General features: G+C 65.6%; 13 protein-coding genes. 10 read left to right on the forward strand and 3 right to left on the reverse strand.

From position 1 onward, the window contains the following. Window positions 1-67: 67 nt before the first annotated feature. On the reverse strand, window positions 68-616 hold the full coding sequence (locus ABIB27_RS12645; protein WP_354217509.1) for a YceI family protein: 549 nt from the start codon (window positions 614-616) through the stop codon (window positions 68-70). A gap of 201 nt (window positions 617-817) precedes the next feature. Here ABIB27_RS12645 and ABIB27_RS12650 point away from each other — a divergent pair, with 201 nt between their 5' ends. The 10 genes from ABIB27_RS12650 (at window position 818) to ABIB27_RS12695 (ending at window position 14849) form a co-directional block, all read left to right on the forward strand. Then, entirely contained in the window at window positions 818-1498 is a 681-nt protein-coding gene (locus ABIB27_RS12650) for a histidine phosphatase family protein (protein WP_354217508.1), read from the forward strand. Between the two features lies 1 nt (window position 1499). Next, window positions 1500-2114 carry a TlpA family protein disulfide reductase gene (locus tag ABIB27_RS12655; RefSeq protein WP_354217507.1) on the forward strand — a complete coding sequence of 205 codons (615 nt, stop codon included), beginning with the start codon at window positions 1500-1502 and terminating at the stop codon, window positions 2112-2114. Between the two features lie 15 nt (window positions 2115-2129). Further along, the gene (locus ABIB27_RS12660) at window positions 2130-2885 is read left to right on the forward strand and encodes a cytochrome c biogenesis CcdA family protein (RefSeq protein ID WP_354217506.1); all 756 of its coding nucleotides are present in this window, start codon (window positions 2130-2132) and stop codon (window positions 2883-2885) included. After that, the gene (gene resB, locus ABIB27_RS12665) at window positions 2885-4627 is read left to right on the forward strand and encodes a cytochrome c biogenesis protein ResB (protein ID WP_354217505.1); all 1743 of its coding nucleotides are present in this window, start codon (window positions 2885-2887) and stop codon (window positions 4625-4627) included. Before ABIB27_RS12660 ends, resB begins: the two co-directional genes overlap by 1 nt. Then, entirely contained in the window at window positions 4627-5751 is a 1125-nt protein-coding gene (gene ccsB, locus ABIB27_RS12670; RefSeq protein ID WP_354217504.1) for a c-type cytochrome biogenesis protein CcsB, read from the forward strand. Before resB ends, ccsB begins: the two co-directional genes overlap by 1 nt. A gap of 155 nt (window positions 5752-5906) precedes the next feature. Continuing rightward, window positions 5907-7949, forward strand: a complete 2043-nt coding sequence (locus tag ABIB27_RS12675; RefSeq protein ID WP_502909207.1) for an Hsp70 family protein — start codon at window positions 5907-5909, stop codon at window positions 7947-7949. Window positions 7950-7955: 6 nt separating this feature from the next. Next, on the forward strand, window positions 7956-9998 hold the full coding sequence (locus ABIB27_RS12680) for a LuxR C-terminal-related transcriptional regulator (RefSeq protein WP_502909208.1): 2043 nt from the start codon (window positions 7956-7958) through the stop codon (window positions 9996-9998). Between the two features lie 165 nt (window positions 9999-10163). Then, the gene (locus ABIB27_RS12685; RefSeq protein WP_354217500.1) at window positions 10164-11288 is read left to right on the forward strand and encodes an IniB N-terminal domain-containing protein; all 1125 of its coding nucleotides are present in this window, start codon (window positions 10164-10166) and stop codon (window positions 11286-11288) included. A 109-nt stretch (window positions 11289-11397) separates the two neighbouring features. Beyond that, on the forward strand, window positions 11398-13359 hold the full coding sequence (locus ABIB27_RS12690; RefSeq protein ID WP_354217499.1) for a dynamin family protein: 1962 nt from the start codon (window positions 11398-11400) through the stop codon (window positions 13357-13359). Further along, the gene (locus ABIB27_RS12695; protein WP_354217498.1) at window positions 13356-14849 is read left to right on the forward strand and encodes a dynamin family protein; all 1494 of its coding nucleotides are present in this window, start codon (window positions 13356-13358) and stop codon (window positions 14847-14849) included. Before ABIB27_RS12690 ends, ABIB27_RS12695 begins: the two co-directional genes overlap by 4 nt. A 40-nt stretch (window positions 14850-14889) precedes the next feature. Here the strand turns inward: ABIB27_RS12695 and ABIB27_RS12700 are convergent, their stop codons facing one another. Both ABIB27_RS12700 and ABIB27_RS12705 read right to left on the reverse strand, forming a co-directional pair. Continuing rightward, a complete protein-coding gene (locus ABIB27_RS12700) occupies window positions 14890-15477 on the reverse strand; it encodes a hypothetical protein (RefSeq protein ID WP_354217497.1) in 588 nt (195 codons plus the stop codon). 5 nt (window positions 15478-15482) lie between these two features. Continuing rightward, the gene (locus tag ABIB27_RS12705) at window positions 15483-15890 is read right to left on the reverse strand and encodes a PLD nuclease N-terminal domain-containing protein (RefSeq protein ID WP_354217496.1); all 408 of its coding nucleotides are present in this window, start codon (window positions 15888-15890) and stop codon (window positions 15483-15485) included. Window positions 15891-15937: the final 47 nt, after the last annotated feature.

Consider the following 15937-nt stretch of genomic DNA (forward strand, 5'->3'; position numbering starts at 1 on the left):
TCGCTGGGGATTCTGGCGGCCGGGCGCGTGGCGCGGCTGCGTACGCGGCGCGTTCAGTACTGAAGAGTTAAGCTGCGGGGGCGATGAACGCCAGTTCGAGGTTGATGGCAACCTTGTCGCTGACCAGCACGCCACCGGCGTCGAGGACGGCGTTCCAGGTCAGCCCGAAGTCCTTGCGGCTGATGGTGGTTTCAGCGGAAACGCCGGCGCGGGTCATGCCGAACGGGTCAACGGCCACGCCGTTGAAGTCGGTCTCCAGGGAAACCGGACGGGTGATGCCCTTGATGGTGAGGTCACCAGTCAGCTCGTAGCTGTTGCCCTTGGCCACGAGGCCGTTGGAGACGAAGGAGATTTCCGGGAACTTCTCGACGTCGAAGAAATCCTCGCCGCGGACGTGGCCGTCGCGGTTGGCGTCGCCGGAGTCGAAGCTGGCGGTCTGGATGGTGGCGCTGATCTTGGAAGCGGCCACGTCTTCGGCGAGGTGCAGGGTTGCCGCTGCATCCTTGAACTGGCCGCGGACCTTGCTGATGCCGGCGTGGCGCACGGTGAAGCCGATTTCGCTGTGCGAGTTGTCGAGGGTCCAGGTGCCGGTGGTGATGTCTGCGGGAAGAGCCATGGTGTTTCTCCTTGGTTTGTCGGGTGGTACTCCCGGATAGCTTGATACTTCATCAGTTGAAATCACAACCATCCGTTGTCCTCAATATAAACTTGCATTTGCATGTTTTATTCCCCGTTCCGGAACAATTTGCCAAAACTTTCAGTTCTACTCGATGTAGAAGATTTCGGATCGAACGCCATCTTTGAGAAACTGGTACACATGCCCCAAGCCACTGTCCATCTGCTCCGCCACGGCGAGGTCCATAATCCCGACGGCGTTCTGTACGGCAGGCTGCCCGAATTCCATCTCTCCGAGCTGGGCAGGGAAATGGCACAGACCCTCGCCCTGTACTTCAGTGAGCGCGCGGCCCAGGGTGCCAGGATCGTCTATCTGACCGCGTCGCCGCTGGTCAGGGCCCAGGAGACCGCTGCCCCCACCGCGGAAGCGCTGCAGCTTGAGCTCCACACTGATGAGCGCATCATCGAGGCGCGGAACTACTTCCAGGGCATCAAGGTCACCAAGGCCGAGCTCCGCAAGCCCAAGCACTGGCCGCACCTGGTCAACCCGCTCAGGCCGTCCTGGGGCGAGCCCTACAAGGCCCAGGCCGCGCGCGTCCGGGCCGCCGTCGAGGACGCCCGGCTCCGGGCCATCGAACTGGCAGGCGGGGACCATGGAGCGAACGGTCCCGAGGCCATCATGGTCAGCCACCAGCTCCCCATCTGGGCCACCCGCCTGAGTGCGGAGGGCCGCCCGCTCTGGCATGACCCGCGCAAACGTGAATGCACGCTGACGTCCATCACCTCCCTGGTGTTCGACGACGACGGCTCCCTCCTGCGCGTTGAGTACAGTGAGCCCGCTGCCGCCCTTCTTCCCGGTGCCGCCACCACGCCGGGAGCCTGACATGACAAACACCGCCCGCACCACGTCCCGCCGCGCCGTTCTCGCCGCCGGCGGCGCCGCCCTGGCTGCCCTCACCCTGGGGCTCTCCGGCTGCGCCCAGGAGGACGCCCTTGCGAAGCAGGCCAAAGCCGGAGACAACAAGAATTACATCGCCGGGGACGGCTCCGTGACGGAATTCACGGCAGTCGACCGAAAGTCCGCCGTCGCTGTCAACGGGACCCTGTTCAACGGCACCACGGTGACCCCGGACGACTTCCAGGGTACGGTGACCGTCCTGAACTTCTGGTTTGCCGCCTGTGCCCCGTGCCGGGTGGAAGCGCCCCTCCTGGAAGAGCTGCACCAGGAGTTCAAGGCTCAAGGTGTGCAGTTCTACGGTGTCAACCTCCGCGACGAAAAGGCCACCGCCGAGGCCTTCGACAAGACCTTTAACCTGACCTACCCGAGCTTCGATGACAAGAACGGCGGCGTGCTCCTTGCCCTCTCCGGGCTGGTCCCGCCGGGGGCTGTTCCCACCACGCTGGTCCTGGACAAGCAGGGCCGGGTGGCTTCGCGCGTGCTGGGCGAGATTCAGAAGGGCACCCTCAAAGCCCTCATAGCCGCCGCAGTGGCCGAGTAGCGGCGGCCCCGGACCATGAACAGCCCCTTCGCCGAAACCATCCTGAACGGCTCGCTCGTGCTCGCCATCCCGGTGGCGCTGCTCGCCGGCCTGGTGTCCTTCCTGTCCCCGTGCGTGCTGCCCCTGGTGCCCGGATACCTGGGGTACGTCACGGGCCTGAGCGGGGTGGACCTGCAGAAGCAGAAGCGTGGCCGGATGTTCGCGGGCATCGGGCTGTTTGTGCTGGGTTTCTCCATCATCTTTGTGCTGCTTGGCGGTGCGTTCGGTCAGCTAGGAACCATGATCACAGGCTCGCAGAATGCCTGGATCACCCAGCTCCTGGGGGTCCTGGTGATCATCATGGGCGTGGTGTTCATGGGCGGTTTCGGCTGGCTGCAGCGCGACGCCAAAATCCATGCCAAGCCGCCGGCGGGCCTGTGGGGAGCGCCCCTGCTGGGCCTGACGTTTGGCCTCGGCTGGGCGCCCTGTATTGGGCCCACCTACTCCGCCGTCCAGCTCCTGAGCTTGTCCGGCGGGTCGTCGGCCGCAAAGGGCGCCTTCCTGGCGTTCGTCTACAGCCTGGGCCTGGGAATCCCGTTCATGCTCATTGCCCTGGCCGTCCGCCGCGGCATGGGCGTCATGACCTTTTTCCGCCAGCACCGCCTGGCCATCCAGCGGATGGGCGGCGGCATCCTGGTGGTGCTGGGCCTGCTGATGGCCAGCGGCGTCTGGGGTGCCTGGGTTACCGAACTGCAGTACTGGTTCCAAACTGATGTGAAGTTGCCGATCTGATGAGCGAGCGCGTGAAAGCAAACAAGAAGTCCGCGGCCCCCGTTGCCGCAGCCACGGCAGCCGAGGCCGCCAAAGCGGAAGCTGCCCTGCCCGTCCTGGGGCCGGTAGGGATGCTCCGTTGGGCGTGGACCCAGCTGACCAGCATGCGCACGGCGCTGTTCCTCCTGCTGCTGTTGGCTGTCGCCGCAGTGCCCGGTTCGCTGTTCCCACAGCGCCCGGCCAACCCGTTCGTGGTCACGCAGTACATCCAGAACAACCCGGAGTACGGGAAGCTGCTGGACACCCTGCAGCTCTACGACGTCTACTCCTCGGCCTGGTTCTCGGCCATTTACATCCTGCTCTTCATCTCCCTGATCGGGTGTGTAATCCCGCGTGCTATCGCGCATTACAAAGCCGTGCGCTCCCAGCCGCCGCGGACCCCTCAAAGGCTCTCCCGCCTGCCCGAATACGGCACACTGGTGGTCCCCGCCGACGCCGGCCTCACGGCGTCGGGCGCCATCAACAGTGCCGCGGGGCTGCTCCGGAAGCGCGGTTACCGCGTTGAGGTGAGGGACGACGACGGCGCGCGGCCATCTTTGGGCGCCGAGCGCGGCTTCGCCAAGGAGGTAGGGAACCTGGTGTTCCACACGTCGCTGATCGGCGTGCTGGTGTCCGTGGCCATCGGTGGCCTGTTCGGCTACAGCGGCCAGCGCATCCTGGTTGAGGGCGACACCTTCGTGAACACGCTGGTGGGCTACGACCAATTCACGCCCGGCACCAACTTCCAGTCCAGCCAGCTGCAGCCATACTCCATCCAGCTGGACAAATTCGACGTCACTTTCGACCGCGAATCGCCGGGCAAGTTCGGCCAGCCCATCGGGTTCAACGCCGAAGTCACCACCCGGGAAACCCCGGACGCGCCCGCCAAACAGGAAGTCCTGAAGGTCAACGACCCCGTCACCCTGGGCGGCACCAGCATCTACCTCACCGGCAACGGTTACGCCCCTGTGGTGACCATCCGCGACGGCGCCGGCAACGTGGCCATGCAGGGTCCCGTAGTGGCCAAGCTCCAAGGCGACAACTACTACTCCTCGGTCGTGATCAAGGTCCCCGATGCCCAGCCTGACCAGCTGGGCTTCGTGGGGTTCTTCCTGCCCACCGCGTTTGTCACCGACAAGGGCATTTCCTTCAGCGGCGATCCGGACCTGTTCAACCCGCAGCTGACCCTGAACTCCTACTTCGGCGACCTCGGCCTCAACAACGGCGCCCCGCAGAACGTCTTCGAACTGGACGTCAAGCACCTCACGCCCCTGAACAACCGCACCCTCGCCGCCGGTGGCATCACCCTGGCCCCCGGCAGCACCTACACCCTGCCGGACGGCAAGGGCAGCATTAGCTTCGACGGCGTGAAGCGGTACGTCGGTGTGGACATCCACCACAACCCCGGCCAGGTCTCCGCCCTCATCTTCGCCCTGCTGGCCGTGGCCGGACTCATCGTTTCGCTCTACGTCAACCGCCGCCGCGTCTGGGTCCGGACCGGAACCCACGACGATGGCCGGACCATGGTGGAATACGGCCTCCTGGCCCGCGGTGAGGACCACCGCCTGGCTGGCGAAGCGCAGTCCATCCGGCAGCTCCTCGCCGACGAGTGGCATCTACCCTCTGACGACTCTACCCAGCAAACTCCCAGCAGCCAGGGCGATAATGGCGCAGACTCTGTCACCACCCCCACCGGTTCCGCCGGACCCACAAAGGACCAGTAATGCCTTTTGTCATCAACGAAACCATGGGCGCGTACAGCGAGCTGCTGATGCTGCTCGCCGCAGGCACCTACACCGTGGCCTTCATCGCCTTTGCCTGGGACCTGGCGAAGAGCAGCAAGGCGTTGCGCGCCATTGATCTGAAGGCTGCTGAGGCGGCAGGGGAGGCCAGGGTTCCGGTGGCGGCCGGAGTAGGCGCCGCTGCGGCGACTGCCGTTGATGCGGTCGCAGTAGCGAACCGCGTGGATTCGCTCCTGGCCGGACCTGCCGGACGGGCCGAGCGCCCGTCGTCGTCCGCTGGCAAAAACTCCGCCGCAGCCTCCGCTTCAGGGCAGACGGCCGACGCCGACATGCGCTATGCGGCCGAACGCCGCGTTCCCGCACGCGTGGCCGTCGCCCTCACCATCCTCGGTGTGCTGATCCACGCCGCGGGCGTGATCACCCGCGCACTGGGTGCTGGCCGGGTGCCGTGGGGCAACATGTACGAGTTCCTCACCACCGGTGCCTTCGTTGCGGTGGCCGTCTTCCTCCTGGTGCTCATCCGCCGCGACCTGCGGTTCCTGGGCACCTTCGTAGTGGGCCTGGCGATCATCATGCTGGTGGCCGCGTCGGTAGCCTTCTGGACGCCAGTGGGTCACCTGGTCCCCGCGCTGCAGAGCTACTGGCTGATTATCCACGTCTCCATCGCGGTGCTCTCCTCGGCCCTGTTCACACTCACCTTCGCCATGTCCGCCCTGCAGCTGGTCCAGTCCCACCGGCAAAAGACGATCGCTGCCGGCGGTGCGGACAAACTCGGCTTCATGCGGTTGGTACCCTCGGCCCTGAGCCTGGAAAACCTGTCCTACCGGATCAACGCCATCGCCTTCATCGGCTGGACCTTCACGCTGATGTTCGGGGCCATCTGGGCCGAAAAGGCCTGGGGCCGGTTCTGGGGCTGGGACACCAAGGAAGTGTGGACGTTTGTGATCTGGGTGGTCTACGCCGGCTACCTCCACGCCCGCGCCACCCGCGGCTGGACCGGAACCCGCGCTGCCTGGCTCTCGATCGTTGGGTACCTCTGCGTTGTCTTCAACTTCACCATCGTGAACCAGTTCTTTAACGGCCTGCATTCCTATTCAGGCCTCTGAGCAGGGGTTTCTCTGGATTTTTTCCACAATGGCCGGATAATACGCTAATCGATGTATGAATAAAGGTGTTGCCCGGCAGACGGTGGTGCTACGTTGGGGGAAGCCAGTCTGTGATGAAGCTTGCGGACGGCCAGCTGCGCTTTGCCGAGGTACCTATGAGCTACGTTCTCGCCGTTGATGTCGGGACCAGTTTTACCGCCGCCGCGATTGCCAGGGATGATCAGCCAGTTCCCGAGAGCCTGCCCCTGGGGCTCCGCGGAACGGCGGTGCCGTCTGTGGTGTACTACCCCGAAGAGGGCCCCATCCTGGTTGGCGAGGCAGCCGAACGCCGCGGTTTGGATGTTCCCGCCCGGGTGGTGCGCGAGTTCAAACGTCGGATCGGAGACAGCGTCCCCATCGCAGTAGGCACGTTAGCCCTGCCCGCTGAAGAAATTTTTGCCACGATGGCCCGCTGGGTTGCGGACCGGGCCGAAGAACGCGAGGGCGCCCCGCCGTCGGAAATTATCATCTCGCACCCCGCGGCCTGGGGCGGACACCGGACCACCGCGGTCCTGGCAGCCCTCGCCGCAAAAGGAATGCCCAGCGTCACGCTCATTAGCGAACCGGAAGCGGCCGCACTGCATTACGCTTCCCAGGTGCGCGTGGAGGACGGCAGCACCATCGCCGTCTACGACCTGGGCGGCGGGACCTTCGACACTGCGATCCTGAGGAAGGACGGCAACGGCCGATTCGAATTCCTGGGCACCCCGGAAGGCATCGAAGGACTCGGTGGAGCTGACTTCGATGCCGCCGTCCTTCGCTATGTGGCAGCGCACACGGGCGAAGCTTTGGCAGCCCTTGACCCGGAAGATCCCGCTGCCCTGGCGGCGCTGGCGCGGCTTAAGCGTGAGTGCGTGGAGGCCAAGGAAGCGCTCTCGGCCGACAGCGAGGCGAGCATTTCGGTGTTCCTGCCTGGCGTTCAGCAGCAAGTGCGCCTGGTCCGCTCGGAGTTCGAGGACATGGTTGAGGAGCCCCTCCGCGAAACAGTGGAGGCCCTGGAACGTTCCTTGGAACAACTTGGACTGGAGCCGGCAGACCTGTCCGCGGTGCTCCTGATCGGCGGATCTTCACGGATTCCCTTGGTGGCGCAGCTGATTTCGGAACAGTTGGACCGGCCCATCGCCGTGGATGCGGACCCCAAGTCCTCCATATGCCTCGGTGCAGCCGTCGCAGCGCTTCAGGCCTCTCCGGCCGTGGCGGCGGGGCCTGCTGGGGCCGCTGATGCGATCCCGGAAATTCCTGCGCCAGCAGATGTAGTTGTTGAGCCACACGGCGCCGACCGCCGTGCCAGCTGGTCCCGGAAATCCGGGGCTGCTTTCGGCTCGTTGGCTGGCACCGCCGCCACCGGCGACGGTGCCAGGGGTGCTCCCTTAGGGGACGCCCACCACGCACACGTGGCGAAAGGTGGTACCCACGCCCGGCGTCCTGTCATTCGCTTGACTGCGGTGGCTGCGGGGGCGGCGCTCTTCACCATCCTGACTGCCACCGCAGCCGGGAGCCCCGACGGGCTGGGTAGCCTCAGCGCGATGTTTGCTCCGGAAGCCCCGGCGGCAGCCGGCGAGCCAGGTGGCAGCGGAGCTCCGGCAGGCAGCGGTGCTGCCGCCGGCTCCGCAGGAGGAGCGCAGGACCCCGTGATTGGCATCGAGGCCAGCGCAAAGGATCCGGAGGCACCTGCCGACTCTGCAGGAATTGATGCGGCGGCCTCGCCAACCAGCAGGCCGTCCGCCTCGGCACCTCCCTCAACCGGTTCGACGCCAGGGAATGCGGACGCTGGGTCCACGCCGGGTGGGCCGAGGGCAACGAGTGTTCCCACTCAGGCAGCTGCCCAGGGAACGCCGGCGGGTACACCAACAATGGATCCGGCGGCACCTCCGTCCACCACGTCAGGGCCGCTTGCAACAACCTCACCGACCACCACTCCTGCTCGGGCAACTGAGCCGCCCGCGACGACGCCACCCTCCTCGCAGCCGCCTGTAACAACGCCGCCGGTTACGACCGGGCCGACGGCGACTACACCGCCGACTACCACGGCGCCGCCTGTGACGACGCCTCAACCGAGCCTCGAGCCTGCCCCCACCACCCCGGTGCCGCCGGCGACGTCTGCGGACCCGACCTCAGAGCCGCCGACGCCGGCTCCGACCAGCTTGCCGGCAGCGTGACGCATGATGCCGCATGAGGTCCCGCCTGCACTGGAATCCACGGCGACCGCCAACCCTCAGCACCTGGCCGAGCAGCTTAGCGGTGAGACCGCCGCCGTCCGGGAGCTACTGCTGGCACTGTCTGTCGGTTTCACCCTCCCCGGACCGTTGCCGCAGGAACTGGCCCGCAAGGTGGCCGACGGCGACGTGGAGAGCCTTGAATTGTTGGTGGCCCGGGCGGAATCGTCCGGGCTTCTCCATCCCGACGGCACGGTGGTGGGAACCGTCCAACATGCCCTCTTGACATCCACACCCACCCCGCGGCTCCATGCGCTGCAGCGCGAACTCGTGGGCTCCTTTGCTTCGGAAGGCCGTCCCCTGGGCGAACTCGCCCGTGAACTGGCACGCAGCGGGCTCGCTGACCGCCGCGTTGCCGCCGAACTCGAAAAAGCCGGTGACCGGGCACTCGAGCACGATCCGGGCCTGGCTGTCCAACTCTACGACGAGGCCCTCGTGGCCGGCGCGGATGAGCTGGCCACCGCGGCCCGCCGCGCCCAGGCCGCTTCGGCCACCGGGGACCTGGATGCCGCCGGACGGATCATCGACTGGCTTTTGATGTGCCCTGATCCGCCGGACCTTCGACTGGGGGTGGACGTCTCTGCCGCAGTCTGGGCGCAGCGGGGTATGCTGGCCCGCGGCGCAGACGTGTACACCTGGTTGGGACCGGAACGGGCGGGTCCCTCCGGCCCCGCGGCTGCCGTTGCCCTGATCGGCTGCGGCAACCGTGCAGGTGCCGAGGCAATGTTCCCGAAAGGCTCGGCACCGGCGTCGCCCACTTCATTGGCCGTGTCACAGGCGCAGACTGCCGCTGGAATCCTGGAATCGTTGTCCGGGGACCCGCACCAGGGACTTCCACTTCTGATCCATGCGTCAGACATGCTGAACGCATCGGGAGCCGTCCTGCCGGTTCCGGATACGCCTGGTGCGTTGGCCGCGCTCATGGCCCTGCACACCGGCGAACCTCACCTCGCGGAAACCATCGTGCGCGCCGCGGCCGCTGCCAGCCAGGGCGGCGACGCGGTCAAGCCCCGGCTGTTCCTCCTCAAGGCCTGGTCGGCCATGCAGCAGGACAACCCGGGTGAAGCGAGGCTGGCCATCAACGAGGCCTCCAAAGCCAACCACTGGCCACTGGTGCCGCGGGATGAGTTCCTCTGCGCGGCCCTGGAAGTTGGCCTGGCGCGCCGGAGCGGGGAGGTCCGCGACCTGGTCCTGGCCTGGGAACGGGCCCGCGAAGCCATGCTGCATACGGCGGTGGACCTGTACAGCCTGCTGCCGTGGGGGGAACTGATGATTACCGCCGCCCGGTTAAGGGAGACAAGGCGGGTCTCGCATTACCTCGATGAGGCGTGGAAGCTCTTGCGGGATCTCGGCGAGCCGCCACTGTGGGCTGTCCCCCTGCACTGGGCTGCCGTCCAAGCAGCACTCTTGAATGAAAGCCCCGCTGCTTTGGCACCCCATGCGGCAGCGCTTGCCCGCGCCGCAGACCACAGCCACCTTGCGTCGCGGCTGGCTGTTGCGGGCAAAGCCTGGGTGTCGGTCCTGGCCAGTAGGTTCCAGACAGCGGACGTAGAGGCAGCGGCCCGGGGGCTGAACGCCGTCGGGATGCCCTGGGAAGGAGCGCGGCTGGCAGGCCACGCCGCTGCGCGGGCAAGTGAGCGCAGGGACATGCTGCGCCTGTTGTCCTGTGCCCGGGACCTCCACCCGCAGGCGTACTCTGCCGGGGCGAACCCTGCCGGGCAATCCGCGGTTCACAACGCTCCTGCCGTGGACCAGGGCAATGGAGCCCGCCAATCGGATGCCTCGGTGCTGAGCGAACGCGAAAAAGAAGTGGCAAGGTTGGTGCTGGAGGGAAAAACCTACCGGGAAATCGGGGAAGAGATCTATATCTCCCCGCGCACCGCGGAGCACCATATTGCCCGGATGCGCCGCCGGTTGGGCGCTGAAAACCGCTCAGACCTGCTGGTCAGGCTCAGGCTCGCCTTGGGAATCGAGAATCCCCCACCCGACTGATCACCTAATGCCCCTAAAGGCTCGGTCTCCGGGTCCCGGGAGGGGGTCCGTTCGAGAGGGGGAACGAGCCCGATGCCCCGTCCACCTGCGGGACCATACGTTTGATTCAAGCCCGGCAACGAAGCAGGGCCAACTACAACTCAGAGAAGATTTGAGGACCACCAAATGACCACACTCGCCAACGACCTCGTCCAATTTCTGATGCACCTTTTCGGAAACCAGCAGGCAGCGCAGGAATTTTTAAACAGTCCGGAGCGGTCACTGCAACACGCCGGTCTGGGCGACGTCTGCTCTTCTGATGTCGACGCGGCAATGCCCGTCGTCCTGGACTTCGCACCGATCACCCTCAACGCGTCTTCCTTCGACCGCTCGTACAACACCGGCGGCAACGGCGCAGCAACCGGCGGTGGCGGCGTCGCCGCAACCCCCCCGCCGGCCGGCGGTGGCCACGGTGGCCACGGTGGCCAGGGTGGCGACGGTGGCCACGGTGGCGACGGTGGCCACGGTGGCACGGGTGGTCACAGCGACCACGACCACGCTGTCCAGCAGCTGCACAACGTGGTCAACAACTACTCCTGGACTTCAACGGTGGACGACCGCGACACCATCACCGATCAGTCCGTCAACCAGAACATCTGGGCCAACGGCGACGTCAGCCAGTGGTTCGAGAACAGCTCCGTCACTGCCTCAGGTGACCGTGCAGTGGCTGCCGGCGATGACGTTGACATGCGGAACTCCAACAATGTCAGTGACTCGTACAATGCTGACAACTCGAATGACAGCTCCACGGACAACTCCGTCAACGCCGGCCGTGACGCCAGCGTCGGCAACACACGTACGGACATTTCCGATTCCTACAACACAGACATCGACCTCGACGTTTCCGATTCGTACAACGACAACTCGGACAACTCCGACAACTCGGACAACTCCGACCGCTCCGTTACGGTCACGGATAACTCCGACCGGTCGGACAACTCGGACCGCTCGGATAACTCCGACCGCTCCTTTACGGCAACGGATAACTCCGACCGCTCCTTTACGGCAACGGATAACTCCGACCGCTCCCTTACGGCCACGGATAACTCCGACAACTCCACGAACACCAACCTGGCGGTGGATATCGCGGATTCCTTCCAAGACAACTCGGCGGTCATTGCGGGCAACACCGTTGTGGCTGATAACACCCTCGACTTCACCGAGGACAACTCGATCAACACTGAACTGAATGCCCAGGTCGACATCGCCGAGTCGTTCAACGAGGTTGCAGTTGACGATGTCAATCTGTAGTAGCGACCCCCAGTAGCATCCAGGCGGCGCCCGGCAGGAGTCCAACCTCCTGCCGGGCTCCTCCCGGGCTACCTGATTTCCACTTCTGAACTCGACCAAAGGACTGGTAATGGTTGAAGAGCAGCGACCCGCGGATCCGGCAACGACGCCGGGCCCCCAAGGACCAGCCAGGTCCTCGAACCCTTTGACGGCGGCACAGCTGTCCGGGCTGGTGCAGCAGGGCATTGACCTCGTCAGCGAGGGAGAGCGGGCTGACCTTCGGAAACGCCTAGAGCAGACGCTGGGTCGGTTGGCGGACCCCAGCATCCGCGTGATCGTTGTCGGCGAATTCAAGCAGGGCAAAAGCAAGCTCATTAACGCCATGGTCAACGCGCCGGTGTGCCCCGTCGACGACGACATCGCCACCTCCGTGCCAACCGTCGTCCGGCACGGTGATCCGGCGTCCGCATTTGTCCTCCTTCCCCGGGCTGACGCTGAGCTCCTCGACGACCAAGCAGTCGAACGCGTGCCCATTAACATCGGTGACCTGGCCGCCTATGTCTCCGAGCGCGGGAATCCCGGTAACGCCAAGAAACTGGTGGCCGCCGAGGTGTTCCTGCCGCGTAAACTGCTTGCCGGCGGCCTGACGGTGGTTGACTCGCCCGGCGTCGGCGGTTTGGGCTCAACCCACACGCTGACCACGCTCACCGCCCTTCCGACCGCGGACGCCATGCTGCTCGTCTCGGATGCCTCGCAGGAATACACCGAACCGGAAGTGCGGTTCCTGCGGCAGGCCATGCGCATCACGCCCAGCGTGGTGGGGGTGCTGTCCAAAACCGACCTGTACCCGGAATGGCGCCGGGTGGCTGAGCTGGACCGCGGACACCTCGCCGACGTCTCACCTGAGATTCCGCTGTTTCCGGTGTCCTCGGATCTCCGGCTTGAAGCGGCGCAGCAGCAGGACGGGGAACTGAACAACGAATCCGGCTTCCCCGCCCTAATCGGCCATCTGCGGAATGAGATTGTGGGAAATGCTGAGCGGATCCAGCGACGCTCGGTGAGCCAGGACCTGCTCTCCGTCACGGACAACCTGCGGCTTTCCTTGCAGTCCGAGCTGACCGCGTTGGAGGATCCTGAAGCCACCCCTGCCATGATCGCTGGCCTTGAAGCGGCCAAACTCGAGGCCGACGACCTCCGCAAACGCTCCGCCCGCTGGCAGATCACACTCAACGACGGCATCGGTGACCTGATCGCCGACATGGAGTACGACCTGCGGGACCGGTTGCGGCGGATCCAGCGCGAGGCCGAGACCGCCATTGACCTTGGCGATCCGGGACCCAGTTGGGTGGCGTTCACCAATTGGCTCGAGGAGTGTGCAGCCTCCGCAATCTCGGACACCTTCGTCTGGACGAGTGAGCGGACACAGTGGCTGGCCACGCAGGTTGCCGAGCACTTCTCTGAGGATGAAGTCTCGCTCCCTTTGCTCCGCGTTTCCGACACGGGGGACGCGCTGGATCCAGTGGATGACATGCCCACCTTGGATGACGGGCGCGTCAATCCAATGCAAAAAGTCCTGATCGGCATGCGGGGTTCCTACGGCGGCGTTCTCATGTTCGGGCTGCTGACGGGCATCTTCGGCATGGCCCTGATCAATCCGCTCTCCGTTGGCGCCGGCCTGCTGCTGGGGCGCAAGGCGTACCGGGAGGACAAGGAGAACAGACTTAAACGCCGGCAGGCTGAAGCCAAGGTACTGGTCCGCCGCCAGCTGGACGACGTGACGTTCCAGGTGGGAAAGCAGCTGAAGGACAGGCTCCGGCTGGTCCAGCGGTCCACCCGGGACCACTTCACCGAAATTGCCGAGGAACACCACCGTTCATTGTCGGATTCCGTGGCGGCCGCGCAAAAGGCAGCAACCACTTATACGCTGGAAAAGGAAATGCGAGTCCGGGAGATCAAGGCCGAACTCAAGCGGGTGGACGCCCTGAACCAGGCTGCCCAGGGGCTGGTGGACAAGGAGCCGTCACCGGCCAAGCCAGTAACCGGTCCAGCATCCACACCAGAGGGGGCACCCGTGGTGGTGGCTGCCCGATGAGGACGTCGACCCTCGCCGGCGTGGCAGACCTGATCCAGGCAGCCCAAGCCGTCTACCGTGATGACCCGGCAGCGGTGGCAGCGCTGGACGGGTACGCCGACAGGCTGGCCGAACCCTTGCGGATTGCCGTTGCAGGGATGGTCAAAGCCGGAAAGTCAACTCTGCTTAACGCAATCATCGGGGAAGAAATTGCCCCTACCGACACCGGAGAATGCACCCGCGTCGTCACGTGGTACAGGTTTGCCCATTCGCCCCGCATCACGCTCCACCCCGTGGCAGGCGAACCGCGCCTCCTGCCCCTGAAGCGGACCAACGGGCGGCTCGTGTTCGACCTGGGTAAGGAACGATCCCAGGACGTGGAACGCCTGGTAGTGGAGTGGCCGTCGGAGAGCCTGCGGAACGTTACCCTTATCGACACCCCGGGCATCGCCTCACTGTCCGAGGACGTGTCTGCGCGGTCCGTCGGTTTCCTCACACCTGAAGATTCGCCCTCCCAGGCCGACGCCGTGGTCTACCTGATGCGGCACATGCACGCAGCCGATCTCCGGTTTCTGGAGTCCTTCAAGGACACAGAAGCGGGACGCTCCGGCACAGTCAATGCTTTGGCTGTCCTGTCCCGGGCCGATGAAATCGGCGCGGGCAGGATTGATTCCCTGCTTTCCGCGGGGGACATCGCCGAGCGGTACCGCCGGGACCCCAGCCTGCGCAAGCTGGCATTGGGGGTGGTCCCGGTGGCAGGTCTCCTGGCCCAGAGCGCCCGGAGCATGCGCCAGTCCGACTACGAGTCGCTGGCGCTCCTGGCCGCCATGGGCCGGGGGGAACGGGAACGGTTGCTGCTTTCCGCAGACAGGTTCCTGCGCTCGGACGTTCCGGAAGGCCTCACGGCGGATGCGAGGGCGCAACTGCTTGCGCGGTTTGGGCTGTTCGGGATCCGGCTGGGCGTTGTCCTGATCCGCGCGGGCTTCACCGACCCCACGCCGCTGGCGCATGAGCTGGCCCGGCGCAGCGGGCTGGACCCGCTGCTGGCCATGCTGGCGGGGCAGTTCCACGCCCGTGCCGACGCGCTGAAGGCCCGCACCGCCCTGGTGGGCGTGGAAGCACTGCTGCGCAACTCACCGCGGAGCGGCACACCGCACCTGATAGCAGCGCTGGAACGCCTTCAGATCAACGCACACGAGTTCCGGGAGCTGCGCCTCCTGGCCACGTTGCGCACCACCGGAGTTACCCTAAGGCACGAACTGGCCACCGAAGCGGAGCGGGTCATAGGTGGAGACGGTGTGGCAGCGCACGTCCGGCTGGGTCTCGCTCCGGAGGCGTCGCCGGAGGACATCAGCACCACAGCACATCAGATCCTCCACCGGTGGCGGGTCGTGTCCGAGAATCCATTGACGGACCGGTCCGCGGTGGAGGCGTGCCGTGTAGTGATGCGCAGCTGCGAGGGCATCCTGGCGGAGTCCGCAGGGCTGCAGTTGCACCGGCAGCCCGCCTGAGGACGCGCCGCCGCAGCAGCGCCGCGAGATATAGGGACCGCTAAGGCCGGGGAAGCCGCGACCGGAACCACCTCCCGGCGGCTGGCAGGAACAGGACCAGCAGACCAACGAACGCGAGCACCAACTGGGCGGCCCACAGGAGGAGAACGGTACTGCCGGCGTCGCCCTCGGGAACCAGGAACGCAGCGGCCACCGCCATCGCCGGGATCTGGCACGTCAGCAGCAGGAACAACAGCCAGCGGGCCCAGCCGCGGCGGGCAAAGATAACAGCGAGCAGCACCACCTGAAGCACAATCAGCAGAAGCAGGACGCTGAGGCTGCTCCAGAAAACGATGGCAGTGGACGTGCTGATGGCGTTGGCATCTCCGCCCGGGGCCATCTTGTCCACCACGGCGCGGAGCCGCTCCAAGTGGGAGGTCCGGGCGAGGAAAGAGCCTACGATGACGGCCACACCAGCGACGAAGCTGAGCAGCCAAAGTACCCGCGCCAGGCTGACGCCGCGGGGCGTGGGCGGGATGACCTCGATAGGCGCTGGGGCCCAGTAGGACAGGCCGGGCCGCGGCGGGGGCGAAGCGGCCCCGTCGGGTGCAACTGGCAGTTGGTTTTTTCCGTCGGGGTGCTGTGGCATAGGTCCTACTTCATGTCGCCGGTGTCATGGGAGTCTGCGTCTCCTGTGCTGTCCGGTCCGGCACCCGCAGGATCGTCGTCGGCCTTCGCCTTGGCGTCGAGTTCATCATTAAGCTTCTTGAGGCGGGCGGCTTCGGCCTGGTTCCGGCGGCGCATTTCCAGGTTCCGGAGGAAATCGGGATCATCATCCGGAGCCGTGGGCCCGCCGTAGCTCCGGCGGCCCGGAGCGGAGTCCCGGGGACGGCCGATCAGGAGCCACAGGATGGCGCCGATCACCGGCAGGACAATCATCACAATGATCCAGGCCGGTTTGGAAATGCCCCGGGTCAGGCGTGCGTCAGTGCGGATCACGTCCACGAGGCCATACACAAAGATGACGAGAACTGCCACGGCCAAACCCACACGGAAGAGCATGCCATTAAGTCTATCGTCCGCAGGCGGCTGGCGTTCAGGCAGGGCGG

The organism is Arthrobacter sp. UYEF21 (assembly GCF_040546085.1).
In the GTDB taxonomy this organism is placed as follows: Bacteria; Actinomycetota; Actinomycetes; order Actinomycetales; family Micrococcaceae; genus Arthrobacter.

Coding starts and splice junctions, on each gene's coding strand:
- ABIB27_RS12645 (WP_354217509.1), bottom strand. CDS start 616: ATGGCTCTTCCCGCAGACATCACCACCGGCACCTGGACCCTCGACAAC.
- ABIB27_RS12650 (WP_354217508.1), top strand. CDS start 818: ATGCCCCAAGCCACTGTCCATCTGCTCCGCCACGGCGAGGTCCATAAT.
- ABIB27_RS12655 (WP_354217507.1), top strand. CDS start 1,500: ATGACAAACACCGCCCGCACCACGTCCCGCCGCGCCGTTCTCGCCGCC.
- ABIB27_RS12660 (WP_354217506.1), top strand. CDS start 2,130: ATGAACAGCCCCTTCGCCGAAACCATCCTGAACGGCTCGCTCGTGCTC.
- resB (WP_354217505.1), top strand. CDS start 2,885: ATGAGCGAGCGCGTGAAAGCAAACAAGAAGTCCGCGGCCCCCGTTGCC.
- ccsB (WP_354217504.1), top strand. CDS start 4,627: ATGCCTTTTGTCATCAACGAAACCATGGGCGCGTACAGCGAGCTGCTG.
- ABIB27_RS12675 (WP_502909207.1), top strand. CDS start 5,907: ATGAGCTACGTTCTCGCCGTTGATGTCGGGACCAGTTTTACCGCCGCC.
- ABIB27_RS12680 (WP_502909208.1), top strand. CDS start 7,956: ATGCCGCATGAGGTCCCGCCTGCACTGGAATCCACGGCGACCGCCAAC.
- ABIB27_RS12685 (WP_354217500.1), top strand. CDS start 10,164: ATGACCACACTCGCCAACGACCTCGTCCAATTTCTGATGCACCTTTTC.
- ABIB27_RS12690 (WP_354217499.1), top strand. CDS start 11,398: ATGGTTGAAGAGCAGCGACCCGCGGATCCGGCAACGACGCCGGGCCCC.
- ABIB27_RS12695 (WP_354217498.1), top strand. CDS start 13,356: ATGAGGACGTCGACCCTCGCCGGCGTGGCAGACCTGATCCAGGCAGCC.
- ABIB27_RS12700 (WP_354217497.1), bottom strand. CDS start 15,477: ATGCCACAGCACCCCGACGGAAAAAACCAACTGCCAGTTGCACCCGAC.
- ABIB27_RS12705 (WP_354217496.1), bottom strand. CDS start 15,890: ATGCTCTTCCGTGTGGGTTTGGCCGTGGCAGTTCTCGTCATCTTTGTG.